Source organism: Liquorilactobacillus mali (assembly GCF_001437155.1).
Lineage (GTDB): Bacteria > Bacillota > Bacilli > Lactobacillales > Lactobacillaceae > Liquorilactobacillus > Liquorilactobacillus mali_A.
This window is the reverse complement of record NZ_JQAR01000019.1, coordinates 4,717-27,628: the sequence shown is the minus strand read 5'-3', so window position 1 is coordinate 27,628 and position 22,912 is coordinate 4,717. Positions and strand designations below refer to the sequence as shown.

At 40.4% G+C, this 22,912-nt stretch carries 25 protein-coding genes and 3 pseudogenes; 17 read left to right on the top strand and 11 right to left on the bottom strand.

The genetic code is table 11. From position 1 onward, the window contains the following. The 5 genes from IV36_RS08440 to IV36_RS08420 all read left to right on the top strand — a co-directional run. A partial coding sequence (locus IV36_RS08440; RefSeq protein WP_156648651.1) for a helix-turn-helix domain-containing protein occupies window positions 1-376 on the top strand: 376 nt, incomplete at its 5' end. 298 nt (window positions 377-674) lie between these two features. Next, on the top strand, window positions 675-1,280 hold the full coding sequence (locus tag IV36_RS12415; protein ID WP_056991690.1) for an IS5 family transposase: 606 nt from the start codon (window positions 675-677) through the stop codon (window positions 1,278-1,280). Further along, window positions 1,181-1,945 carry a transposase gene (locus tag IV36_RS08430; RefSeq protein ID WP_162261585.1) on the top strand — a complete coding sequence of 255 codons (765 nt, stop codon included), beginning with the start codon at window positions 1,181-1,183 and terminating at the stop codon, window positions 1,943-1,945. The genes IV36_RS12415 and IV36_RS08430 overlap by 100 nt, the downstream gene beginning before the upstream one ends. 259 nt (window positions 1,946-2,204) lie before the next feature. Continuing rightward, on the top strand, window positions 2,205-2,639 hold the full coding sequence (locus IV36_RS08425; RefSeq protein WP_056991688.1) for an Hsp20/alpha crystallin family protein: 435 nt from the start codon (window positions 2,205-2,207) through the stop codon (window positions 2,637-2,639). A 108-nt stretch (window positions 2,640-2,747) separates the two neighbouring features. Next, complete coding sequence (locus IV36_RS08420; protein WP_056991687.1) at window positions 2,748-3,182, top strand: Hsp20/alpha crystallin family protein; 435 nt, start codon at window positions 2,748-2,750, stop codon at window positions 3,180-3,182. A gap of 78 nt (window positions 3,183-3,260) precedes the next feature. Here the strand turns inward: IV36_RS08420 and IV36_RS08415 are convergent, their stop codons facing one another. The 5 genes from IV36_RS08415 to dhaK form a co-directional block, all read right to left on the bottom strand. Next, window positions 3,261-5,033 carry an oleate hydratase gene (locus IV36_RS08415; protein ID WP_035437581.1) on the bottom strand — a complete coding sequence of 591 codons (1,773 nt, stop codon included), beginning with the start codon at window positions 5,031-5,033 and terminating at the stop codon, window positions 3,261-3,263. Between the two features lie 299 nt (window positions 5,034-5,332). Further along, window positions 5,333-5,896: a TetR/AcrR family transcriptional regulator C-terminal domain-containing protein gene (locus IV36_RS08410; protein WP_056991686.1), complete on the bottom strand. Its 564-nt coding sequence runs from the start codon at window positions 5,894-5,896 to the stop codon at window positions 5,333-5,335. Between the two features lie 84 nt (window positions 5,897-5,980). Continuing rightward, on the bottom strand, window positions 5,981-6,349 hold the full coding sequence (gene dhaM / locus IV36_RS08405) for a dihydroxyacetone kinase phosphoryl donor subunit DhaM (protein ID WP_003563416.1): 369 nt from the start codon (window positions 6,347-6,349) through the stop codon (window positions 5,981-5,983). A 49-nt stretch (window positions 6,350-6,398) separates the two neighbouring features. Then, window positions 6,399-6,980, bottom strand: coding sequence for a dihydroxyacetone kinase subunit DhaL (gene dhaL, locus IV36_RS08400; protein WP_056991685.1), 582 nt, complete (start codon window positions 6,978-6,980; stop codon window positions 6,399-6,401). Beyond that, window positions 6,967-7,986 (bottom strand): dihydroxyacetone kinase subunit DhaK, encoded by a 1,020-nt coding sequence (gene dhaK, locus IV36_RS08395; protein WP_056991684.1) that lies wholly within the window; start codon window positions 7,984-7,986, stop codon window positions 6,967-6,969. Before dhaK ends, dhaL begins: the two co-directional genes overlap by 14 nt. A gap of 496 nt (window positions 7,987-8,482) precedes the next feature. On the opposite strand from dhaK, the gene clpL reads away from it, so the two are divergent. Then, the gene (clpL, locus tag IV36_RS08390; RefSeq protein WP_056991683.1) at window positions 8,483-10,597 is read left to right on the top strand and encodes an ATP-dependent protease ClpL; all 2,115 of its coding nucleotides are present in this window, start codon (window positions 8,483-8,485) and stop codon (window positions 10,595-10,597) included. A 181-nt stretch (window positions 10,598-10,778) separates the two neighbouring features. On the opposite strand, the pseudogene IV36_RS11910 reads toward clpL, so the two are convergent. Together IV36_RS11910 and IV36_RS12590 are read right to left on the bottom strand one after the other, a co-directional pair. Continuing rightward, window positions 10,779-10,979: pseudogene (locus IV36_RS11910) on the bottom strand (transposase); the annotation flags it as partial. Further along, window positions 10,964-11,083: pseudogene (locus tag IV36_RS12590) on the bottom strand (transposase); the annotation flags it as partial. The pseudogenes IV36_RS11910 and IV36_RS12590, both read right to left, overlap by 16 nt. A 214-nt stretch (window positions 11,084-11,297) precedes the next feature. Here IV36_RS12590 and IV36_RS08380 point away from each other — a divergent pair. From IV36_RS08380 to IV36_RS08335, 10 genes are all read left to right on the top strand, one after another. Continuing rightward, the gene (locus tag IV36_RS08380) at window positions 11,298-11,669 is read left to right on the top strand and encodes a cupredoxin domain-containing protein (RefSeq protein WP_032811339.1); all 372 of its coding nucleotides are present in this window, start codon (window positions 11,298-11,300) and stop codon (window positions 11,667-11,669) included. Window positions 11,670-11,685: 16 nt separating this feature from the next. Then, a complete protein-coding gene (locus IV36_RS08375; protein WP_032811340.1) occupies window positions 11,686-11,952 on the top strand; it encodes a cupredoxin domain-containing protein in 267 nt (88 codons plus the stop codon). A gap of 29 nt (window positions 11,953-11,981) precedes the next feature. Beyond that, window positions 11,982-13,937: a copper-translocating P-type ATPase gene (locus tag IV36_RS08370; RefSeq protein ID WP_032811341.1), complete on the top strand. Its 1,956-nt coding sequence runs from the start codon at window positions 11,982-11,984 to the stop codon at window positions 13,935-13,937. 16 nt (window positions 13,938-13,953) lie between these two features. Further along, entirely contained in the window at window positions 13,954-14,181 is a 228-nt protein-coding gene (locus tag IV36_RS08365) for a heavy-metal-associated domain-containing protein (RefSeq protein WP_033615028.1), read from the top strand. Between the two features lie 75 nt (window positions 14,182-14,256). Continuing rightward, entirely contained in the window at window positions 14,257-14,925 is a 669-nt protein-coding gene (locus tag IV36_RS08360; protein WP_039098576.1) for a response regulator transcription factor, read from the top strand. Next, window positions 14,913-16,331, top strand: coding sequence for a sensor histidine kinase (locus IV36_RS08355; RefSeq protein ID WP_056950624.1), 1,419 nt, complete (start codon window positions 14,913-14,915; stop codon window positions 16,329-16,331). Before IV36_RS08360 ends, IV36_RS08355 begins: the two co-directional genes overlap by 13 nt. A 97-nt stretch (window positions 16,332-16,428) precedes the next feature. Next, complete coding sequence (gene lgt / locus IV36_RS08350) at window positions 16,429-17,247, top strand: prolipoprotein diacylglyceryl transferase (RefSeq protein WP_033615027.1); 819 nt, start codon at window positions 16,429-16,431, stop codon at window positions 17,245-17,247. 23 nt (window positions 17,248-17,270) lie between these two features. Beyond that, window positions 17,271-17,510 (top strand): hypothetical protein, encoded by a 240-nt coding sequence (locus IV36_RS08345; RefSeq protein ID WP_056991681.1) that lies wholly within the window; start codon window positions 17,271-17,273, stop codon window positions 17,508-17,510. 1 nt (window position 17,511) lies between these two features. Beyond that, the gene (locus tag IV36_RS08340) at window positions 17,512-17,724 is read left to right on the top strand and encodes a DUF2933 domain-containing protein (RefSeq protein ID WP_056991680.1); all 213 of its coding nucleotides are present in this window, start codon (window positions 17,512-17,514) and stop codon (window positions 17,722-17,724) included. A gap of 14 nt (window positions 17,725-17,738) precedes the next feature. Next, a complete protein-coding gene (locus IV36_RS08335) occupies window positions 17,739-18,587 on the top strand; it encodes a DUF3737 family protein (RefSeq protein WP_056991679.1) in 849 nt (282 codons plus the stop codon). A gap of 254 nt (window positions 18,588-18,841) precedes the next feature. Here the strand turns inward: IV36_RS08335 and IV36_RS08330 are convergent, their stop codons facing one another. The 4 genes and pseudogenes from IV36_RS08330 to IV36_RS08315 all read right to left on the bottom strand — a co-directional run bounded on the left by IV36_RS08330 (window position 18,842) and on the right by IV36_RS08315 (window position 21,430). Next, a complete protein-coding gene (locus tag IV36_RS08330; RefSeq protein ID WP_143143032.1) occupies window positions 18,842-19,258 on the bottom strand; it encodes a hypothetical protein in 417 nt (138 codons plus the stop codon). 18 nt (window positions 19,259-19,276) lie between these two features. After that, window positions 19,277-20,194: pseudogene (locus IV36_RS08325) on the bottom strand (IS30 family transposase). A gap of 83 nt (window positions 20,195-20,277) precedes the next feature. Beyond that, the gene (locus IV36_RS08320) at window positions 20,278-20,628 is read right to left on the bottom strand and encodes a DUF5388 domain-containing protein (protein WP_056991677.1); all 351 of its coding nucleotides are present in this window, start codon (window positions 20,626-20,628) and stop codon (window positions 20,278-20,280) included. Between the two features lies 1 nt (window position 20,629). Beyond that, on the bottom strand, window positions 20,630-21,430 hold the full coding sequence (locus tag IV36_RS08315; RefSeq protein WP_015639692.1) for a ParA family protein: 801 nt from the start codon (window positions 21,428-21,430) through the stop codon (window positions 20,630-20,632). 863 nt (window positions 21,431-22,293) lie between these two features. Between IV36_RS08315 and IV36_RS08310 the strand changes: the two genes are divergently transcribed. After that, window positions 22,294-22,566: a hypothetical protein gene (locus IV36_RS08310; RefSeq protein WP_056991676.1), complete on the top strand. Its 273-nt coding sequence runs from the start codon at window positions 22,294-22,296 to the stop codon at window positions 22,564-22,566. Window positions 22,567-22,912: the final 346 nt, after the last annotated feature.

The window sequence follows — 22,912 nt, the reverse complement described above, 5'->3', positions numbered from 1 at the left end:
TGATTTGACTAAGATCATGAACTCCATTCAAAATAAGGGTGCCACCCTAGATGTGTTAAATTTGCCGTCCATGACAGGGATTGCTGACCCCAATTTACGTCAACTGATGACCAACCTCATTATTGAACTTTATAAATACCAAGCTGAAAGTGAACGTAAGCGGATCATTGAGCGTCAGCAACAAGGGATCTCCCTAGCCAAACAGCAGGGCAAATATCATGGTCGCAAGCCTCAATACGCTGAAGATGATCCCCGTTTGCAACATGCTTTTAAGCTTTACGAGGCAGGCATGAGTGATGTCGATGTTGCCCGTAATACAGGAATTAAACGGACAACCTTTATAAGGTATCGAAAGAAATTCAGTGTGTATAGATAAATTTCTCATTAAATAAGCAGGGCAGTGAAGAAAAAATTTAAATAGGAGTGAAATAACAGATATATGGACTTGAATTGTCAAATTAAGTGCCGGTCTTTGAGAATTATGAAACTGCCGCTGCTGTCCTTTTTGAAGATGTGCATGCTTTCTACAATAGGAAGAGAATTCATAATTCACTGGGCTACCAGACCCCCTTACAAGTTGAAATCGCAACACTTACGAGCCAAATGGCCGCCTGATTTAATGCTTTCCATGGTTCAAATAAGTTATTAATCACGATTAATGATTTATTTGAGCTGTGGAAGGTAAACGCGGTTCTGAATGTCTCTTAAAACCTGTCTCAAATATTGACTTCAATCCAGAATTGGTTCGTCAAATTCAAGAGACGCCGTATCTGCAGTACTTTATCGGCTTACCCAAATACACCGAAGAACCGCCTTTTGATCCCTCAACAATGGTTTGGTTTCGTAAACGCCTGCCAATTGATCAGTTAGCGGCCATCAATGAACAGATCATCGCCTTCAACCAACGGCGACTAGCCGCCAATTCAGATCAGGCAAAGGGTTCTGAGCACCCAAAAGCTGACCGCCCGGATGCGGCCAATCCGCAAGGATTGCCTAATCGGGGCACCTTAACCTTGGATGCGACTTGTGCCCCGGCAAATGTGGCTTATCCCCAAGACATCAATCTCTTAAATCAGACACGCCAGCACTGTGAAAAACTCATCGATGCTTTCTATAAGACCGGTGCGTTGATGCGGCGTCCCCGCATTTATTGCCAAAAGGCCCATAAGGATTACTTGGCGTGCGCCAAGACCAAACGACGATCAAACAAGAAACGTCGGCGCGCTATTCGAAAGCAACTTCAGTATATCCGTCGGGATCGCAAAATCATTCATCAGTGATCGCTCAAGGGACCCAGTTAACTCAGCGCCAGGCGCAGATTTTCGACATCTGTGAGCAGATTTACCAACAACAGCACGCCATGTATGTCCAAAAGACCCATCGAATTGGGCAGCGGATTGTCAGTTTTCAACAGCCTTATGTTCGGCCGATCGGCCGAGGAAAAGTTAAGAACCCCACCGAGTTTGGTCCCAAGATTGATGTTAGTAATAGTGACGGTCTCTTACGGATTGAACGCTACAGCTATGAAGCCTTCAATGAATCGAAAGATTTAATCATGGTCATTGAGCGTTATCACCAGCGCACTGGTGTGTATCCACAACGAGTGCTGGTTGATCAAATTTACCGAACGCGGGAAAATCGCCGTTACTGCCACGACAAGCACATTCGGATCAGCGGCCCTAAGTTGGGCCGACCAGCCAAACATCGGCAGCAAAATCTAAAAATTGAACATCAAGACGAACGTGATCGGACGCAAATTGAGCGCGACTTTAGTCTCTCTAAGCGTTGTTATTCTCTAGGAAAACTAAAAGCCAAGCTGAAAAACACTAATCTAACGCAGGTCGGGCTGTCCATTCTCTGTGTTAATTTAAACCGGCTCCAGCGCGTTGCTTTGGTATGCCTATTTTTCGAAAAACGGGCTCTCACCAGTGATTTGACCGCCTGAAAGTACATAATATTCATTAGATTCGTATAAAATACTACCAAGCTTAACCATGACGGTTATTCAGGAGACACTAGCTAATTATAATGATCGCCCAAATCAGTTCGTTAGCACTCGACAGCGGATAGTGCTAAATACTGGCATTTTTTTTCGAACTGATTAATATAGAAGGTGAAAGGTAAAGGAAAGAAAAGAAAGATTCAACAGTGGTTTAACAGCCTTTACCAATCATTAAATTTAGAAAACAAGGAGATTGGTTGTTATGGCAAATGACTTAATGAATCGATTTGATGTTGACCCATTTTTTGATCGGATGGCACGTTATTTCTTTAGCCCTAGTCGTTTTGATAACGACTATGCTGACTTTGGTAATCTAAAAACTGATATTAACGAAACTGATAAAGACTATACGTTAAAAGTTGATGTCCCGGGAATTGATAAGGAAAATATTCACTTAGCATATCAAAATGATACGCTATCGTTAAACATTAACCAAGAAAAGTCGTCAGAACAAAAAGATGAAAATGGTCGAGTGATTGCTAGTGAACGTAGCCATGGCGTCATGTCCAGAAGCTACACATTACCGGGTGTCGATCGTGATCACATCAGTGCATCAGTTAATGATGGTGTCCTAAATGTGACCCTTCCAAAGGTAACTGAGAGTGATGAACACGATGGTCACATTGAAATTGAGTAATTAGCAAAAAAATTATTTCTTAACGTCTTTGGGGGAATGAGGATCAACTCATTGCACCACTTTGAAACGCTTAAAATCCAATAACTTTTAACAGAGGAGATTGGTATTATGGCAAATGAAATGATGAATCGTTTCGCAATGGATCCGTTCTTTGATCGTTTAGCACGTCGCTTCTTTAGTCCAACTGAATGGGAAAACGACACAATCAGTAACGGTGACCTTAAGACCGATATTAAGGAAACCGACAAGGATTACATGCTGAAGGTTAATGTTCCAGGAATTGATAAGAAGAACATTCACTTGGCTTACAACCACGGTGATCTGGAAATTAACGTTGACCAAGCCCAAGCTTCTGAAAAGAAGGATGACCAAGGTCGGTTAATTGCCAGTGAACGCACACACGGTGTCATGTCCAGAACCTATGAATTACCTGGTGTTGACCGCGATCACATCTCAGCTAAAATCGACAATGGTGTTTTGAACATCATTTTGCCAAAGTCTGCTGAAAGTACTGAAAATGGTAACCAGATCGAGATTCAATAATTTGTCATAATAAATGGGTTACGCATACCATTTAAAATAAGCGCACCAACTCATCAAAGCTGGCACGCTTATTTTTTTCTAAATTAAATGGGCCTCTTCCAAAAGCTCCTTAATCCAAGTTTTTTCAACCTTCTTCAAGCCTAATTTTCGAATCGGCTTTGGTAATGGTAGGTCAATTTCTTCGAGTTTTTTCTTGTCGTTCATATAATATACCGATTTCAGCAACTCACGAATATCATAAACTGAGCCAAATACCTCTGGAACCCCTCGTTCAATATTTAAGAGCGTATAGACAGATTCCATAGCTGTTCTAACCGAATATTCCGTTGTAAAAACCGTATCTCGAGATGGTGATTCAGCAAAATTCCCAATAAAGGCTAAATTAACCGATCCAACCGGCACCACTTTTGGTCGATCACCCTTAGCTCTGGGCATAAAATAACTGGTAATAAACGGCATATAGACTGGTACTACATTGATATACTCCTGACTTGAAAGTTGATCGATCTTGCTCTCCGGAACGCCTAGATGATAAAGAAACTCTTCAGCAATTTCTTTTCCTGAACAATTTTCAATTGGTTTTCGAATGTAATTCCCATCGACATCTGAATACAATCCATAGATCCAAACGGTGGTTTGATTTGGCTTTTGTTCTTTAAAATGAGGTTGCCGATGAACCGCAAAACTCATCATCCAATTAGAATCAGTGACTGTAATAATCCCGCCCGAATTGATTTTGTGGGCATGCAGATCCCGTTTGGTTAATCGTTCAATGTAAGGGTCCAACTCGTCGTTTTCAATCGTTGCCGTTGCGGACACAAACCAACTCTTCTTCGGCAAGTTCTGATAGAAGACTTTAGGATGACCAAAATCATCAGATTGAGCTGCCAAATTTTCCCACAGCATCCATGAACCACCCGGTTGATCAGTAATCGGCGCCGGTTTATCATGACTACCATAGGTTGAACTTTCCGTAATTGATCCATTGGTGACAAATACCAAATCATTTGGCGTTAACGTCACGGTTTGTTTTTGACCACTAACGGTGAGTAACAATTTCCTGGCAACTTTCTGGTTTCCTTCTAAATCAACCAAAACATTATCAACCGTTGTCTCAAATTGGACATCGACATGGTGATCGGTTAAATAAGCCATTAACGGTTTAACCATCGATTCGTACTGATTGTATTTATTGAATTTCAGTGCCGTGAAATCCGGCAAGCCATCAATGTGATGAATGAATCTCATCACATAACGTCTCATTTCAACAGCTGAATGCCACTTTTCAAAGGCAAACATGGTTGACCAGTACACCCAAAAGTTACTCTCAAAAAACGCATCAGAGAAAAATTCTTGAATGGTTTCGGTACCCAATTTTTCTTCCGGCGTCAATACCAACTTGATTAGTTCTTTTGAGGTCTTACCAAGCGTGTACTGACCATCGTCTGGAACCTCATTACCACGATTATAGATTAAACGGCAATTAGAAGAATTCGGATCATCTTTATCCAGCCAATAATATTCGTCCAAGTACGAAGCACCTTTAATTTCAAGAGACGGGATGGACCGATACAAATCCCACAAACATTCGAAATGATCTTCCATTTCTCGTCCACCACGGGTTACAAAGCCAACATTGGGCCGATCTGTGCCATCCAAAGAACCGCCAGCTACCGGTAATTCTTCATAGATATGGATTTTTTCACCGGCCATCTGCCCATCACGAATTAGAAAAGCTGCAGCAGCTAAACCAGCCAGCCCCGAGCCGACAATATAAGCCGACTTCTTCTCGACGTCTTTAGGTTTTCGGGGCGTTGCAAACGCCTCATAATTTCCTTTACTATAATACACGAGAAAGACCTCCTCATTTTAAAACAGAGAATCAATCAACTTGAACTACGCGATAAATGAATTTATCGTTACATTTGTTATTATCGTATTCTTAATAGGCCAACTATTTCAAGCTTTACGCATCTCTGTTTTGATTGCGAAGTAGCATGCGGTGCCGCCAGCAACCAGCGCAACGCCTAGCGCTGTCAATAAGAATTTCTTCATCTAAAAACGCTTCCTTTCTGATGTCACCTATATTATAGGCACAAGTAAAAGAAGCGTCTTTAGTCAAATTGTGATGTTTGTTCGAAAATTAACTTTTATTGTGGGCCAAGTGACCGCTTGCGGACAATGAAAGCAATCGACCCGTTTAACATCAAATCAGCCCGCTTGATCAGATTGCGTTCCGGTTCTTTCAAGGACTGCGCTAACCACAGCAGCACTTGCCCGACGATGGCTGCACCATAAAAGTTGCAGATATCGGCAACGGTTTGGGCTGGTGTTGCTGGGTCAATGTCCAAAACGACTGGTTTCACCATGTCGGTGGCTGACTGAAATAAGAATCCTTCCAGCATGTCACGGCCAACTGAATGAAACGCATTCAGACAAAAGATCTGATTAGCCACGATATAGTCAAGCACCAGCTGATACTTTGTTTCCCATGTGGCTACGCCTAAGTCCTGCATCACTTTACGGCCAATGTCAGCCTCTAAGGTCCATTTCAGTAAGGCATAGATGTCATCAAAATGGTAATAAAACGTGTTGCGGTTGACGTGTGCTGCCGTACTCAATTCGGCAATCGTGATGCGGTCTAATGGTTTGTGCCGCATTTGTGCTTTGAGAACCTTAGCAAGACGATCCTTGGTTTGATCAGATGTGGACATGTACAATCTCTCCCGTAGCCATGGTCAACATTTTTGGTATGAAAAACCGCTTGTCAGTTGTTCAAGCCGATAAGCGGCGATGACTTACTTTACTTTGAGTGGTTTCAATTGCGCTTCGATTTTGTCGAGGGTGACGTTGGCTTCTAGCAATGCTGCGGCTGCATAAGCTCCTTCAACAAACGCGACATCATAAACATGCATCTGTTTATCACTGACTTCTTCGGCAATGTCCAAATTCATTTTCGCACTGCCGAGGTCGTAGAAAACAAGCAGTTCAGAAGCTGGATTATCGCCAATTGCTTTTTGAATATGGTCGAGATCCGTGCCGATTTTGCCGTCGCTAGTACCGCCAGCTGTGGTGATGGGAACATCTTTAGCGACTTGTTTGATTAAAGTTTCAACACCATTGGCGATCGCCGGAACGTGTGAAACAAGTAAAATGCCTAGTGCCATAGGATCACTCCTTTACAAGTGTTTGCCTTCATAGTTTGTCGGTTGTCGATCAAGCGGTCGCATCTAAATAGGCTTTCAACAATTCGCCAGTTGAAGCGGCGCCGGGATCAATGTGGCCGACACTCTTTTCACCAAGATAAGACGCCCGGCCGCGTTTAGCGATCATTGGCTCGGTGGAAGCAACCAACTTGTCAATGGCGGCGTCATCGAGCTTGCCTTGTTTGATCAAATCAGCTGCTGGTGTCCAGACATCAAGCATTGTCTTATCACCGGTTTTTGCTTGGCCGCGCTTAGCAATACCCTTTGCGGCAGCATCGACGAGGTCGCCAAAATCGGTGTCGGTTTTGGCAAGCTTAGCCATTTCGAGAAAGGCTGTACCATATAAAGGACCGCTGGCACCGCCGACTTTGCTCAGCATGGCCATTGCAATTGTCTTGAAGTCTTGAGCCAGATTGGTAGTCGGTGGGGTTTTTTCGAAGGCTGCTTTGATCGCTTCGACGCCGCGCTCCATGTTGTTGCCGTGGTCAGAATCGCCAATCACGCGATCAAGTTCGGTGAGATGGTCTTTTTCCTTGGTAATGCGGGTTTCAAAATTCGTCATCCATTTGGTTAATGTATCAGCGTTTAACATCGGTATCCCCCCAACCAACAGTGTGGGCTGACGCATTCAGGTAGGTCAGCCATTGCGGATCGTCTAAAGCCAACATGGTCAATGAGATGCCAGCCATGTCGAGTGATGTGACATAGTTGCCAGCTTTGGTGAAGCTGACAGGTAACTTTTCAGTCTTCAGTTCATTCAGCACATCGCCCATGAAAATGTATTGTTCAGACAACGGGGTAGCACCCATGCCGTTAACCAAGACGGCATACTTGTGGGCTTGTGGATCTTTGAACTCCGCCGTCAACTTGCTAATCAGTTGCTTAGCCAATTGTTTAGAGGTCGGCAGTTTTTCCTGACCGGTGCCAGGTTCGTTATGAATGCCAACACCGAATTCAATTTCATCAGGTTTTAAATCAAACCCGGGTTTGCCGACTTCAGGAACCGTTGCAGCGTGCAATGCTATGGCAAAGGACTTGGTGTTCTTAACGACGGCATCGCCTAACTTCTTCAGGTCATCTAGACTTAAACCAGCTTCAGCAGCCGCGCCGATAATTTTTTCGGCAAAAATAGTACCGGCGACACCGCGCCGTCCTTGCGTGTACAGTGAATCTTTGACGGCAACATCGTCATCAACGACTACGGATTCGACGGTGATATCGTCAACACTGGCAAGGTCTTTGGCCATGTCGAAGTTCATCACATCGCCTGAATAGTTCTTGACGATCATCAAAACGCCTGCACCTTGGTCAACTTCTTTAATAGCAGCGTAAATTTGATCCGGGGTCGGGGATGTGAAGACTTGGCCCGCCACCGCAGCATCAAGCATGCCTTGACCGACATAGCCGGCATGCAGCGGTTCATGACCGGAACCGCCGCCAGAGATGACGCCGACCTTCTTATGTTGTTTGAACGCGGCATCATTTCTGACGACCGCCGTTGTATCAGGAATCTGTTTCAAATATTGCGGATAGCTGGCAGCGAGTCCAGCAATCATTTCCGAGACAATATCGCCCGGTGCATTGATGATTTTCTTCATATTTGCAACTCCCTTCTAGTTATCAGTGTAACACTAACAATGCTAAAATACAGTGATTTTCTAGCAGATATTGATGTTCAGATTGCCTTAAAAAAGGTGATGGTGCATGTCATGCTGAGGTGAGTGGGTATCCAGCAAAATCAAATAGATGGCAATGCTTTGCTGCGGAAGGACGCATAAGAAAACCCGTTTTGCTGACAGCAGTCGGCAAGCGGGTGGGAAAAACTTTTAAGGGTGAATGGTTGATCAACTTATCCTAATCATAAAGTAAGTCTAAAATATTTGCAATCTACCACATATTATATTTTGATATACTAATTAACGGCAATTTATCCTGAAAGGGTTTGTTGTAATGGTATTTCAAAGTATCTCGTTTAATACACCGATAAGCACTTTACTTAATGATACATAAAAATCGTGATACAATCAGATGAAGTTTTAAAGGATATTATGGTCACTAAGTTACACGTGTAAATTTTTATGGAGGTGTTGTACTATGGCGAATTTCTACGAAAATGATCCTTTTTTCAACAATGATATGGATGATGTTTTCAATCAATTATTTCGGCGCATGGATAATCAAAATTCAGAGCGTGCACGGTACTTAGTTAATGGAAAATCGTTGACACCAGATGAGTTTGCTCAATACCGAGCAACTGGTAAGCTACCCCAAAATAATAAAACAATAGAAGTATCTAAAGATGGTAAACAGGCTTTTAAAAAAGGAGGGATTTTAGAAAAGTTAGGGACTAATTTGACGGAACAGGCTCGTGATGGACTACTAGATCCAGTGATTGGACGTGAGAATGAGATTCAAGAAACTGCAGAAATTTTGAGTCGTAGAACGAAAAATAATCCAATCTTAGTTGGTGATGCCGGTGTAGGTAAAACTGCAGTCGTCGAAGGTCTGGCACAAGCAATTGTGGCTGGTAAAGTTCCAGAAACGATTCAAGATAAAGAAATCTATTCGATTGATTTATCGTCTTTGGAAGCAGGAACTCAATATCGCGGTTCTTTTGAAGAGAATATTAAACAGCTGGTAAAGGAAGTTAAAGCAGCTGGTAATATTATTCTATTCTTCGATGAAATTCATCAGATTATCGGCACGGGTGCCACTGGTGGTGAAGACGGTGGCAAGGGATTGGCTGATATCATTAAACCTGCTTTGTCACGTGGCGAGCTGACTGTAATCGGGGCTACGACTCAAGATGAATATCGCAATACTATTTTGAAAAATGCGGCTTTGGCACGGCGATTCAATGATGTTGTGATTAATGAACCGACGGCCGCTGACACTTTACGTATATTACAAGGTGTTAAAAAGCTGTACGAAAAGCATCATCATGTTGTATTACCAGATGATGTTTTGAAGGCGGCTGTGGATTATTCAATCCAATATATACCACAACGCACTTTGCCAGATAAAGCTATCGATTTGATCGACATGACTGCGGCTCATTTAGCGGCTAAAAATTCGCAAACTGATGTTGAGACATTGGATCAACGCGTTAAAAAATTAGAGGCAGCTAAGGAGGCCGCCGTTAAATCGGAGGACTTTACAAAAGCCGCTGATATCAAGAAGTCGATCGAGAAAACCAAGCAAAAAATTAAAAAAACGGATCAAAAAGAAAAAATCACTGCCACGATTGATGATGTGGCACAATCGGTTGAACGTTTAACTGGTATACCAGTTGCTGATATGGGCGCTAATGATATTGAGCACTTGAAAAATCTTGATAAGCGTCTGAAAAGTAAGGTAATCGGTCAAGATGAAGCGGTTGAAATGGTAGCGAAGGCAATTCGGCGTAACCGTGCGGGCTTTTCAGAGGGTGATCAGCCAATTGGAAGTTTTCTGTTTGTAGGCCCAACTGGCGTAGGAAAGACTGAATTAGCTAAGCAATTAGCCTTAGATATGTTTGGAAATAAAAATGCGATTATTCGGCTAGATATGAGTGAATATGCTGATCGTACAGCTGTGTCGAAATTAATTGGTACCTCGGCTGGATACGTAGGCTATGAAGATAATGCTAATACTCTAACTGAACGGGTTCGGCGTAATCCATATTCCATTGTATTATTAGATGAAATTGAAAAGGCTGATCCACAAGTATTAACGTTACTGTTACAAGTGATGGATGATGGGCGCTTAACGGATGGACAAGGCAATGTCATTAATTTCAAAAATACGATTATTATCGCTACTTCTAATGCTGGCTTTGGTAATGAAGCATTAAGTGGTGACAAGCAACGAGATCAGTCATTAATGGATAAGTTAGCACCATTTTTCCGCCCAGAATTTCTGAACCGTTTTAATGGAATCGTGGAATTTTCACATCTGACTAAGCAAGACTTAAGTCAAATTGTCGATTTGATGTTGGCGGATGTACAAAAAACATTAGCCAAAAAATCCATCAAACTTGAGGTAACTAAAGCGGCCAAAGATTGGCTGATGGAACAAGGCTATGATGAAGCAATGGGTGCGCGGCCATTACGGCGAGTAATTGAACAACAAATTCGTGATAAGGTAACGGATTTCTACCTTGACCACTCAGATGTCAAAAACTTGAAGGCTGATTTAGTGGATGCTGAGATTGTGATATCGGCAGCTTAGCTTAAATCAGTGTTCATAAATAACTTTATGTAAGAGGAGATTTATTGGGCAGGAGATTGCTTGATAGATCTCCTTTTTTCGTTGATTTTCACCATTTGATATTAATCTATTGAGTAAATATGGATATCGTCAAGAATCTTGTGTAAATGAAATACCTCCGTACATATAATATGTAGTTAATTTAAATAAAGGATGATTCCAGGGTGTCCTGAAGTCCGTTGAATCTGCGATGGATTCGCTTCATGGACTTCTCGTGGTAGACGTTAAACTGAGAAACCAGGAATCGATTCAGTGAATCTTCCGTTGGAAATTGTTCTTTGTGGTTGGGGTTGCGTTTGAGATGCTTGTTAAAGTTCGCAATCAAGTTGGTTGAATACAATGAACCGCTTCTTTTTGGACGGTGTCCCGCTTTAAAGGCAGGTAATTGGCATCTAAGAAGATGGCCGCATATTGCGAAGGCAGTCGCCGTTGCTGGAAAGCTTGAACTAATTAATCAACGACCATTAAAAATACATCATCAACAGACTGCCATTGAAAGATTCCGGGCTTGTTCGGATTAAACTTGTAATTTGCCTTCTCAAAAAATTTTCAATTTATGTTTACAAATGTAAATTTTAGTGTTGACTTTCTACGTTTACAGATGTAATCTTAAATTATTGAAAAGAAACATAACCGTTATTACCTAAGAGGAGGAAATGATATGGCACAAATACTTACAGTAGTAGTTGGAGTAATATTGATCGTTTTTATTGGTTGGTGGTTTTTTGGCAAACATAGTGAGAGTCAAGCAACTGCAGTTACAACGAAAGATGGTCAAACAGCTAAAGTGGTCGTCAACGGCGGCTTTAATCCAGCTGTTTTAAAAATAAAAAAAGATACCCCTGTAAAATTAGTCTTTAATCGGAAAGATTCAACGACCTGTCTTGAGAAAGTCGTTTTTCCAGACTTCGGAGTGGACGCCGAGTTGCCAATGAATCAAGACGTAGCGATTCCAATCGACACATCTAAAGCGGGTGAGTTCGAGTATTCATGTGGAATGCACATGTTTCATGGCAAGATCGTTATCAAATAACAAAGGAGCTAGGTTTATGCTTGGATTAAATAATAATAAAATCAATATCACGGTTGATGGCGGCTATTCGCCAAATAATTTCAAATTAAAAGCTGGTAAGCCAGCGGAGGTTACGTTTACGAGAGTCGCTGATAAGGGCTGCACGCAACAAGTCAAGTTCAACGGCGAATTATATGATCTACCACTCAATCAGCAGGTAACGGTTAGGTTTACACCTCAAAAAGGAAATTATGAATGGACGTGTGGTATGAACATGGTTAAGGGCAACTATCGCGTTAAATAATAACGCTCGATATTTGAGGAGGAAACCTTATGTCAGTTATGAAAAGATTCATCATTGGTGTGATTGGCTCAGTACCGTTACTCATAAATATGTTTATGAGCTTTGGCGGCTCCATGTTGGGCGGAGAAAAATATGGTGTGTGGATTTTGTTCGCGTTTGGTTCATTAGTTTATTGGTTTGCGGGCTTGCCATTTTTGCATACTGCCATCGTTTCATTTAAAAACCATCACGCCAACATGGATACCCTAGTTGGATTAGGTACTACGATTGCGTACATTTATAGTATTTATGCCATGTTTACTAGACCCGCTGGTACGTATTTTGAAGCTGTGGCGGTTGTGATTACTTTAATACTATTAGGCTCCGTTTTTGAAGAAAAAATGAAGTCGTCAGCTTCATCGGCGGTTGATAAGCTGATGGATCTGCAAGCCAAAGAAGCGGAAGTCCTTCGCGATGGCGAATTTGTAAAACTGCCCATTGATCAGGTTGTCGAAGGTGATGTTGTTCGTGTTAAGCCGGGTGAAAAAGTGGCTGTTGATGGTGAGATTGTTGAAGGGCAATCTACACTTGATGAATCAATGGTTACGGGAGAATCAATGCCCGTCGAAAAGGGACCTGGTGACGCGGTTATCGGTGCAACCCTCAATAATACGGGATCATTTACTTTTAAAGTAACCAAAGTTGGTTCTGAAACAATGTTGTCGAATATTGCTGAAATGGTTCGTCAAGCACAGAACTCGCGGGCACCAATTCAAAAGACCGTTGATACCATTTCAAACATTTTTGTTCCGGTTGTTTTGATGATTGCTATTTTGACGTACGTTGTTTGGTATGCATTTTTAGGGGCTACTCCGGTTACCGCCTTGATCTTCGCCGTGTCAGTTATGATTATTGCTTGTCCATGTGCTCTGGGGATTGCTACTCCGACTGCATTAATGGTTGGGACGGGACGTTCCGCCAAGCTTGGTATTCTAATTAAAAATGGTGAAGTCTTAGAGGCTACTCACACGATTAAAACGGTTGTTATGGATAAAACTGGGACCGTTACTGTTGGTAAACCACAAGTAACGGATATCGTTTCAACTGGTAAATTTGAAGAAGCCGAGATTCTTAGCATTGCTTCCGGGCTTGAAGGTGCTTCAGAACATCCACTAGCCTTAGCCGTTTTAAATGAAGCAAAAGCCAAAAGTGTCGTGCCCTTACAAGCTGAAAACTTTGAAGCTATCAGTGGTAAAGGCGTCCAGGCCGTTATTGATGGAAAGCAAGCCTTTATCGGCAATGACAAATTAGCAGATGATTTTAATATGACAACTGATCTGAAAAATAAAATGACCAAACTTCAAGCGCAAGCAAAAACGGTGGTCTTGGTAGGCTACGATGGGCAAATTATTGCTTTAATTGGGATTCAAGATGCACCTAAACCAACTTCGAAGGCCGCAATCAAGGCAATGCAGAAAGCCGGTTTTCGGACAGTTATGTTAACGGGTGATAACAAACTGGTGGCAACGGCGATTGCTGAGGAAATTGGCATTGATGAAGTTATTGCCGATGTTATGCCTGGAGATAAAGCGCAACATATTAAGGAGTTAGAAGAAAAAGCGCCGGTTGCTTTTGTGGGTGATGGTATTAATGACGCGCCGGCGTTATCAACTGCAACCGTTGGGATTGCCATGGGTTCGGGTAGTGATATCGCAATTGAATCTGGTGATATTGTTCTCGTAAAAAATGATTTAATGGACGTGGTCACTGCGCTGGTTATGGCGCGTAAAACGTATAGCCGCATCTTGTTGAACTTATTCTGGGCCTTTATTTATAACGTGGTTGGGATTCCAATTGCTGCTGGTATTTTCTATGCGCTCGGGTTTATCCTTTCACCGGAACTAGCCGGTCTCGCGATGGCGCTTAGTTCCATTACGGTTGTTATCAGTTCGCTGTTACTTAATTATGTCAGGTTACCAAAAGAAAATAAGCTAGCGTCAAATTAAGGAGGATCGCGATCCCATGGAAAAAGTAATTGCCAAAATTGATGACATGCATTGTGAACATTGTCAGCATATTGTGGAGGATGCGCTCGAAGCAACTAATGGCGTGCAGTATGCCAATGTAACCTTGGAAAAAGATGAAGTCGTCATTGAATTTGATAAACATAAGTTACAGATAGCTGAAATAAGCGATGCGGTAGCTAATGCAGGTTATGATGTCCGTCTTTATACGGTAGTGGAAAAATAACACAAGTCATTTTCAAAGAGAGGTCCGCCGTGATCGGCGAGCCTTTTTTATTTAGACGAAAAGCAGGGGGAAAGCGTGAAAAATATATTACTGATAGATGATGAACCGCGAATGTTAGATCTATTACAGCTATATCTGGAGGGTGATAGCTATCATTGCGAGAAGGCAAATGATGGTGTAAAAGCAATTGAGCGATTGAGACATGAAAAGTTTGATCTAGTTCTATTAGATGTCATGATGCCCGTTATGGATGGCTGGGAAGTTTGTAAAAAAATCAGGGAATTTGATAATACGCCAATCATTATGTTGACCGCTCTAAATCAAAATAACGATATGATCTTTGGCTTGAAAAATGGTGCTGATGATTATATTACTAAACCGTTTGATGAGCATGTGTTAATGGCAAGAATTGAAGCACTAGTTCGGCGTACTGAGAAGGTGGACATAATAAAATCAAATAATTTAACATTAGATCAGCGGACTCATCAACTGCGTATCGATCGGGCAGAACTCGAAATTACGCCAATTGAATTCAATATTTTAACGCTGTTTTTGAACAATAAAAATGACATTTTTAGTCGCAATCATTTAATTGAGCGTATTTGGGGATACAACGCTGAGGTTGATGATAGAACCGTCGACTCACATATCCGAAATTTACGAGAAAAGTTAAGAAACAATGGTTTTGCTGTGGATTCGATGCTGATTACCGTATATGGAGTTGGTTACAAATGGTTAGGATAAAAGCAGCTATTAATATTATGAAACAAAGGGTTAGCCATAAGATTTCGGTCAAAATAGGACTGTCATTTTTATTGATGGCGATTGCTATTGAAATGGGAATATTTATAAGCTTATTTCTTTTAGTTGTTAACACTTGGATCAATGAACAGGCCAGTAGTTTAGTCAAGCGTGGGGAGAACCATGCCCATGTTTTGACCAACGATTTCACTGCTCAAACAATAAAACATGTTGTTTTGACTGAAAAAGGGGATACTGATATGGCAATTATTGTCCAAAGTCCAGATGGTCAAACTTTGATGGCTTCACAAGTGGTGAATTCTAAAATGAAAAAGCATCTTGCAAAATTCACGAGTGCTAGTCAGGGTAAATCTGAGGTTTTACACTCTGACTGGATGAAAAAAAGTTATCTCGTATCAAAATCACCGATCATCAAAAAGGGCAAATTGCTTGGTAATGTTTATATGTTCTTATCTACTAAGCAGATTCAGAAAATGGTCTTTGATTTTTCTAGCGTGTTCATAGTTTTGGTTATATTAACGTTTTTGATAACTATTTTTGCAACCGCATCTATCGCAAAAAATTTAACCTTACCCATCAGAGCAATAACGTCTGAAACGAAAAAGATTGCCCAGGGAAACTTGTCCGTAGCATTATCGATAGATAGTCAGGATGAATTGGGGGACTTAGCTAATTCAATCGAAGACATGGCTAATAAACTCCGACACACGAAAAAGGAACGGAATGAGTTTTTTGCGGCCGTTACCCATGAATTGAGAACGCCGTTAACCTTTATAAAAGGCTATACGGACATCGCCAGTCGGGAATCAGTATCAGAAGGTGAACGGGTAAAATACCTGAGTATTATTCGTGATGAAAGTGCACGGTTGACTCATTTGATGGACGACATGATGACGTTAGTTCAATTTGAAGCACATAATTTTTCAATAAAAAAATCTTCGGTCCTTATCGCCAATTTAATGGACGACTTAATGAAAAAAGTAGCGGGAATCTTGAATCAAAAAAACATTCATTTGAATATTATCGGTTCACAACAATTTGAAGCAAAATTGGATTATGCTAGAATGCAACAAGTATTAATCAACCTAGTTATTAATGCTTATAAATATTCGCCTGATAACTCAACCATCAGTATTGATATCGAACAATCTCCAAAATCTTTTAGCATTCAAATTTCTGACGAGGGTGAGGGCATCGATGCAGCCGACTTACCATATATATTTGAACATTTTTATCGCGTTGATAAATCACGGACTAGAAAGACTGGTGGAGTTGGGCTAGGTTTAACGATCGTTCAGGATATTATTAAGCTCCATGATGGAAATATCTCGGTTAAAAGTAAGCAACATGGAGGCACGACTTTTACAATTGAGCTGCCCTATGACTAATTATAAATGTGCAGAACGGTGTAGATTAAATTTTAAATCTGCACAAGTTCTGCACATTGTTTTTTTACAATGGATTTACTAAGAATGGAGAGGTGTTATGGATTTGGCTCTATCAAGTATTGATACAGTGGCGTTAAGGCTAGGGCCGCTGAGAATTCGCTGGTATGCCCTTATCATCGTAGCGGGGATGCTGATTGGAATCTGGTTAGCTTCTAAAGAGGCGCCACGAAGACATCTAACTACTGATGATATAACTGATTTTATGATATGGGCAGTGCCATTTAGTTTGATTGGTGTGCGAACCTACTACGTTCTTTTTGAATGGGGGTATTACAAGCAACATCCAAATGAAATAATTGCGCTTTGGGAAGGCGGCGGTGCGATTTATGGTGGCTTAATTGCCGGAACGATTGTGCTTTTAATCTTTAGTTACAGAAAAAAGATCAACCCTTTAGATTTATTGGATGTTGCTATCCCGGGAGTTTTACTAGGCCAATCTATTGGTAGATGGGGAAACTTCGTTAATCAAGAAGCTTACGGTGCAATAACAACTAATTTGAACTGGTTGCCAGAAGTGTTCCGGAAACAAATGTTTATATCTGGGTCTTATCGACAACCAACCTTCCTTTTTGAAAGTATGGGAACTTTATTAGGCTTCATTATTGTGATACTACTCAGGCACCGCATTAAAGGTCTTCTGCGAGGAGAAATTTTCGGGTTCTACTTAGTCTGGTATGGATTATTACGCTTCGTAATTGAAGGAATGCGGACCGACAGCTTGATGGTCGGATCAGTTCGAATCTCGCAACTACTTTCTTTAGGACTGTTCATAACGGGCCTGATCTTCATTCTTTATCGACGTTTTGGCGTGAGAAAAATCGATTTATACAATGGGGCAGCATTGCATGAAAATTAATCTTATAGTGAGGAGCGATTTAAATGATTCAATTTATTCAAAGTTATGGCGTAATAATAGCGCTCGTTCTAATGGGTGTAATGCACTTGGGGATGATGCGTGGTCATAAAAACACTGATGGCGAATCTGGTTCCATGGGATGCGAGATGGACCATAGTGATGCGAACCAAGATTCAGGTAAGGACGCATACGAAAATCTCAGACTAGAGAATGCAAAAATGAAACAAGAATTGGATAACTTAAAACACCGAGGAGGTAAATAAAATGTTACAACTAATTTCGACATTAGCCAATTATGCCCTGGTTCTGTTATGCCCGCTGATGATGCTTTTTATGATGAAAGGCATGCATGGTCAGGGAAAAAAAGAAGGTAAGGCTGAACATGACCATACTCAATCTGAAATTGAAAATTTAAAACAACAAAATGCAGAGTTGGCCAGAAGTTTAGACGACTTGAAGCAAAAAAACAAATTTTGAAAGTGATGATATTTATGAAAGATGTAAAACAACAATTATTAACTGGTGAACGCGCTTTGTTCAAAGCACATGATTTAAGAATTGAAAATTCGACGTTTGGAGACGGTGAGTCGTCGCCCCTTAAAGAGAGTACTAATATTGAACTAGTACAAGCCATTTTTAAGTGGAAATATCCATTGTGGTATAGTGAGAAAGTGTTGGTTAATGACACCATTTTTGAAGAAATGGCCCGTTCGGGTATTTGGTACACCAGTGATATTCAAATTATGAACAGTACTTTTCAGGCACCAAAATCGTTTAGAAAATCCAACCAGATTAGATTAAAACATGTGCATTTTTCTAATGCAGATGAAACACTTTGGAATTGTAGTGACATTTACATGTCCACAGTGGAGGCCGCTGGTAACTATTTTTGTATGAATAGTCATAATATTATAGTTAATAAGCTTAGTTTGGTTGGTAATTATGGCTTTGACGGGGCTAAAAATGTTGAGATCCATGATTCAACTTTGATTACCAAGGATGCTTTCTGGAATTGTGAGAATGTCACGATTTATGATTCAAAAATTGTGGGAGAATATTTTGGCTGGAATTCTTCAAACATTAAACTAGTTAATTGCACAATTGAAAGTGATCAAGGATTCTGTTATATGGATAACATTACGCTTGAAAATTGTGTATTAGTAAATACTGATCTAGCGTTTGAATACTGCACGAATATCAATGCCGAAGTAAATTCAACGATTGAAAGTGTGAAGAATCCAATCAGTGGACACATTCATGCTAACCATATTCAGAAGGTCATTGCTGATGATGCTGATATTATTACCACGAATATTAAAATTAGTGATGGTCAGGAATAGCCGCTTTTACCGATTAAGTAGTTAACAGTGTGGGAAGCCAAGAAAAATATTTTTGTCGGCGTACTTAAAAGGACAGCAGGGGGAAACCTGCTGTCCTTTTAAATATGCAATATTAAACTTTCAAATTTTAGATATTCATATGAAAATATGGTGGCAAATAGTTTCTTAGCTTTTTAAGTACACTTTGAAATTTTTGTCAGATAGAGTAGTGCTAATAATTCGTTCTCAAAATTAATTAAGATGGATTCTGCAGCTTATAATCTTTTCAATGGATTAATTCCCTGAGATTTTAACTCATTATAAATTGCAAGCATATACCAAGTATCACAAATAAATATGAGACCAACAATAACTATCATAAATCCAGTTGGGTCAGTTAATATCGCAAGGAGCCCAACGGTTAAGGGAGTCCCAATCCATTTTGTGAATGCGATGATAAAGGATTGACCAGCTATTGAGGTACCTTCATTTTTTCTTTGATAAAATTGAACCAAGAATAAAATACTCATCACCATATTTTGAATCAGTGCAATAACTTTTCCAACATTAAAGGTATCATGATCAACCTGGGGCAATTCAATGAAGTAGCTTGGACCGATTATCATTATGCCGAATGAAAATAGTATTCCCAGTAAAAACATCATATAAAATGTTGTTTTGGTAGATTGCAAGAAATAACTTGAACGAATTTAATGACGTAAATTAAGCAAGAAGATCTCGATTGGTGTATGCCAATTAAGACATTTAAGTGGCCGTGAATTCAGATACCAGTTGATTTGAACCAGTTGGTAATCACTTAGTTCTTCAATGGCTTGTCCCTTGGGAATAAACCGTCGCAAAACTCGGTTACGGTTCTCATTACTACCGCGTTCATGTGGTGAATAAGCATGGGCAAAATAAACCTGAGTACCTGTTAGCTGTTCAATTGTCTGGTAGTTAGCGAACTCTTTACCATGATCCACAGTAAGCGTCTTGAGCTTGTCTTGAAGTTGACTAGCTAGTTCAAGTACGGCTTGAGTCATGAACTGACCGTCGCGACCATGGAGCCGTTTAACAATTGTCAGGCGACTTTTACGCTCCACAAAAGTAGCCACAGCTTGACCTTTACGTTTACCAGAAAGTACGGTATCAGCTTCAAAGTGGACGAATTCCTGGCGAGTTTCGACTTTATGAGGACGCTTCTCAATTGAGCGGCCGTGACTGAACGTACCACGCTTTTCTTTAGCACGATGACGACGAATTCCATGATCAGGCAAATCGGGTAGCTGTACATCAAGCCATCCTTGATCAATCCAGTTATAGACCGTCTTGTAGGCAATCCCCACCACATGGGCAACTTGTTCAGGGGACCACTTCTGGACTTGAATCTTTTCTTCAATCAAGTGTTTAAGGTTTTTAGTAAGCGAAGACTTTCGCCCCCGTTGACTAACCTTTCGTTCAAAGTCAGTTTGCGCTAGCCCAGCCTGGTACTCACTATTTAGCCGGTGAAGTTCGTTAAAGATGGTGGTCTGACTAAAGTCTAAGTAGTTAGCGATTTATCGCAAGGAACGTTCTTCATTATGAAGCGTTTCAATGACAACACGGTTCTGGAAGGTAGATTGTAAAATTAATCCGAACGCTGTTCGGATTAATTTTACAATCTACCATTTACACAAGATATTTTACGCTCTCGTCGTCTGAGAGCACGTGATTATTTACTTTTTACTTTGTTAGCATCGCCGGTTTCCAAAGTCTGTATTTGAGTTGTAAGCGTATTTTGTTCAGACTCAGTTAACGATTCAAAAAAAGTTTTTTGTAATTGGGCTAATCCGTTTTGTTGAGTTGAGCTATACCCTAAAATTACCATAGCTTTCATAAAGTTTTTTAGATGATTGTCAATTCTGAGCGTAGTATCAAAAGTAACACCATCTATTTTTTTAGACTTCGTTTTGTTTGATTCGTTTAGAGAAGATATGGAAATTTCTTTTTGGGGCTGGGGCGCCGATTTTCTAGGAATTATTTTGCTTTTATTTGAGTTAGGATTGTGTAAAAGTTCCACCATGCTAGTCCGCCCTTTCAATAATTTCTTGTGCCACAGAATCGTATAATCTAATTATTTTTTTATCGAACTGATCTTTTAGAAATACACCTCTGATTGAATATCTTTTGATTCTTTCCATATTACGAATTAGGGTTTTTAACATGTTTTCTTTCCCAAATTCTTCTTCTGCTACTTCTAATGTGCTGTGATCAACAGGCGCCCCATTCTTTAATAGCACAGGAAGTATACCGAGTAAATTCAAACTAGGTGCTTCGTATTCATCGATTACCTGTTCCTGTATATATTTTAGAAACGATTCGGCACCCTGAAGACTGTGCTCTTGAGTTTGAAGGATAATCAGAACCCAATCTGAAGCGTATAAGGCGCTATCAGAAATTAAGGAAATAGTCGGTGGCAAATCAAATACCACAAAATCATATTTTTCTTTTAGTGAAGCAAGTAGCTTGCTAAAATATGTAACTCTATCTTTATAATTATTTTTAAACTTTTTTTCCATAATCCGTGGGTACAATGAAAAATCTGCGCTTGATGGAATAAAGTCAATGTTTTTATCCAAAGTAACCAACGATCTTGATAAGTCCTCTTCTTGGATTGATGCAAGCAAGGTTTGATTAAATTTAATATCATCGTGGCCTAAATTAGCCGCGGTTTTAAAGTAAATATCTGTAGCGTTTGCTTGAGGATCGAAATCAATTAATAGCGTTTTTTTACCAGCACGAGCTAGTGCCAGGCATGCAAGCGTGGCATTTGTTGTTTTACCGGTGCCACCTTTAAAATTTCCAAAAGTAATTACTTCACCCATTATACTGACCTCCAATTAAGTATCCTAATATGCAAGGATACTTGGATACAAGGATGATAACATACAAAGATACAAAGATACAAGGATACAAGGATACTTTTCTTCTCAAAAGCCGTTAAATTAAGATTGACTGCAAGTATCCTAATATACTTAGATACAAGGATACAAGGATACTTAGATACAAGGATATTAATATACAAGTATACAAGGATACAAGGATACATAAAAAGAAATGTTGATTTATCACCAAACAACGAGTAATATTGGTTACATAAAATAGAACATAAAAAAACACCCACCGACGGGAATCGGTGAGCGCCACATAAAAGTCATCGTTGTTTAATGACTATTATATCATGGCCGGTGCGATTTTTAAAGCCCTAGGGGACAAGCTGGGGTCTAAATCCAAGGGGACACGTTTGCCAGTGCGACTTCAATAAGTCTGGCTATACCACAACAAGGTCATCTGTACGGCTGGGTGGTGAATGGTGAGCGCGACCATTAACGGCGCGGGTGGTAAAACGAAGCTTCGGCTTGGTGCCACTGATTAGTTGGTGATCGAACAAAAATAAATACGTATTACCAACGCCTGCTAGGGCGTTTTTTAGTAGGTTAAACCGAAAACGTAGGTTTATAATGAGTGGTGGTAGCAATACCGCAATTGTACAGACAAGCGACGGGCGTTAACGACCGACGAACTAAGGGGAAACTTTTAGTGGTAGAATTGTACTCTGGTTCAGTTATTCCAAATAGCTGATTCCAGGGAACAATTCTGCGCTCAAAACGTCACTCCCTCTAAACTGAATGGAAAACCATAACCCGTCAAGACAAATTCCAAAGAAAAAAGAAAGTTGGTGGAATTGTTGGAATGTAAGGATTACATTGTTCCATTGAATCCAGATGTGATTATTAAGAAGACAATCTATCGGAGTTCTGCAAGAATTACTGAGCGACAAAGGAACCAAGTAAAGAGAGTTTTACGTAGTCAAGGGTATCAGGGAAGAATTAGTAGTATTCGATATACTCGGGTAGATTATAAGTATTCATTTAAAGTATCAGTGAAGTATCGGGGAAGTGTTGGTAAATTTTTGGTTAATACAAAGAATGAGACAGTTGAATTTAAGGGAATGGTCTAGGAGTAATCCCAGTAAATTTCACAAACTTCCTTTCCCCAATTAAAGCTAATCTAAGACCTATACCACTTCTTTTTTGGACAAGTTCACAATCGAAAAATAACGGAATGTGGAAGTAGCAGGGCGAATGGGGGTTACTTGGGATAAGCCGCCTTATGTGAAGTAGAAATTGGTATACTAAAAAAGGCTCCCGGTTTAACACTGGAGGCCTTTTTTCTAGGTTACATATTTTGATGGTGAATGTTTTTATCTTCGTAGCTTTTACTTGGGTGCTGTAACATGATGAATACTGCTTAGTTTTTGGTGCCGTACCCCACAATAAATGCGCCGGTTCATTGGCATTATCTTA

Bases quoted from the DNA above. Each gene is read 5' to 3' on its own strand.
- IV36_RS08410 (WP_056991686.1), bottom strand. From the start codon at position 5,896: ATGTCCACATCTGATCAAACCAAGGATCGTCTTGCTAAGGTTCTCAAA.
- dhaK (WP_056991684.1), bottom strand. From the start codon at position 7,986: ATGAAGAAAATCATCAATGCACCGGGCGATATTGTCTCGGAAATGATT.
- IV36_RS08375 (WP_032811340.1), top strand. From the start codon at position 11,686: ATGCTTGGATTAAATAATAATAAAATCAATATCACGGTTGATGGCGGC.
- lgt (WP_033615027.1), top strand. From the start codon at position 16,429: ATGGATTTGGCTCTATCAAGTATTGATACAGTGGCGTTAAGGCTAGGG.
- IV36_RS08365 (WP_033615028.1), top strand. From the start codon at position 13,954: ATGGAAAAAGTAATTGCCAAAATTGATGACATGCATTGTGAACATTGT.
- IV36_RS08425 (WP_056991688.1), top strand. From the start codon at position 2,205: ATGGCAAATGACTTAATGAATCGATTTGATGTTGACCCATTTTTTGAT.
- IV36_RS08315 (WP_015639692.1), bottom strand. From the start codon at position 21,430: ATGGGTGAAGTAATTACTTTTGGAAATTTTAAAGGTGGCACCGGTAAA.
- dhaM (WP_003563416.1), bottom strand. From the start codon at position 6,349: ATGGCACTAGGCATTTTACTTGTTTCACACGTTCCGGCGATCGCCAAT.
- clpL (WP_056991683.1), top strand. From the start codon at position 8,483: ATGGCGAATTTCTACGAAAATGATCCTTTTTTCAACAATGATATGGAT.
- IV36_RS08345 (WP_056991681.1), top strand. From the start codon at position 17,271: ATGATTCAATTTATTCAAAGTTATGGCGTAATAATAGCGCTCGTTCTA.
- IV36_RS08355 (WP_056950624.1), top strand. From the start codon at position 14,913: ATGGTTAGGATAAAAGCAGCTATTAATATTATGAAACAAAGGGTTAGC.
- IV36_RS08420 (WP_056991687.1), top strand. From the start codon at position 2,748: ATGGCAAATGAAATGATGAATCGTTTCGCAATGGATCCGTTCTTTGAT.
- IV36_RS08370 (WP_032811341.1), top strand. From the start codon at position 11,982: ATGTCAGTTATGAAAAGATTCATCATTGGTGTGATTGGCTCAGTACCG.
- IV36_RS08380 (WP_032811339.1), top strand. From the start codon at position 11,298: ATGGCACAAATACTTACAGTAGTAGTTGGAGTAATATTGATCGTTTTT.
- dhaL (WP_056991685.1), bottom strand. From the start codon at position 6,980: ATGTTAAACGCTGATACATTAACCAAATGGATGACGAATTTTGAAACC.
- IV36_RS08335 (WP_056991679.1), top strand. From the start codon at position 17,739: ATGAAAGATGTAAAACAACAATTATTAACTGGTGAACGCGCTTTGTTC.
- IV36_RS08320 (WP_056991677.1), bottom strand. From the start codon at position 20,628: ATGGTGGAACTTTTACACAATCCTAACTCAAATAAAAGCAAAATAATT.
- IV36_RS08340 (WP_056991680.1), top strand. From the start codon at position 17,512: ATGTTACAACTAATTTCGACATTAGCCAATTATGCCCTGGTTCTGTTA.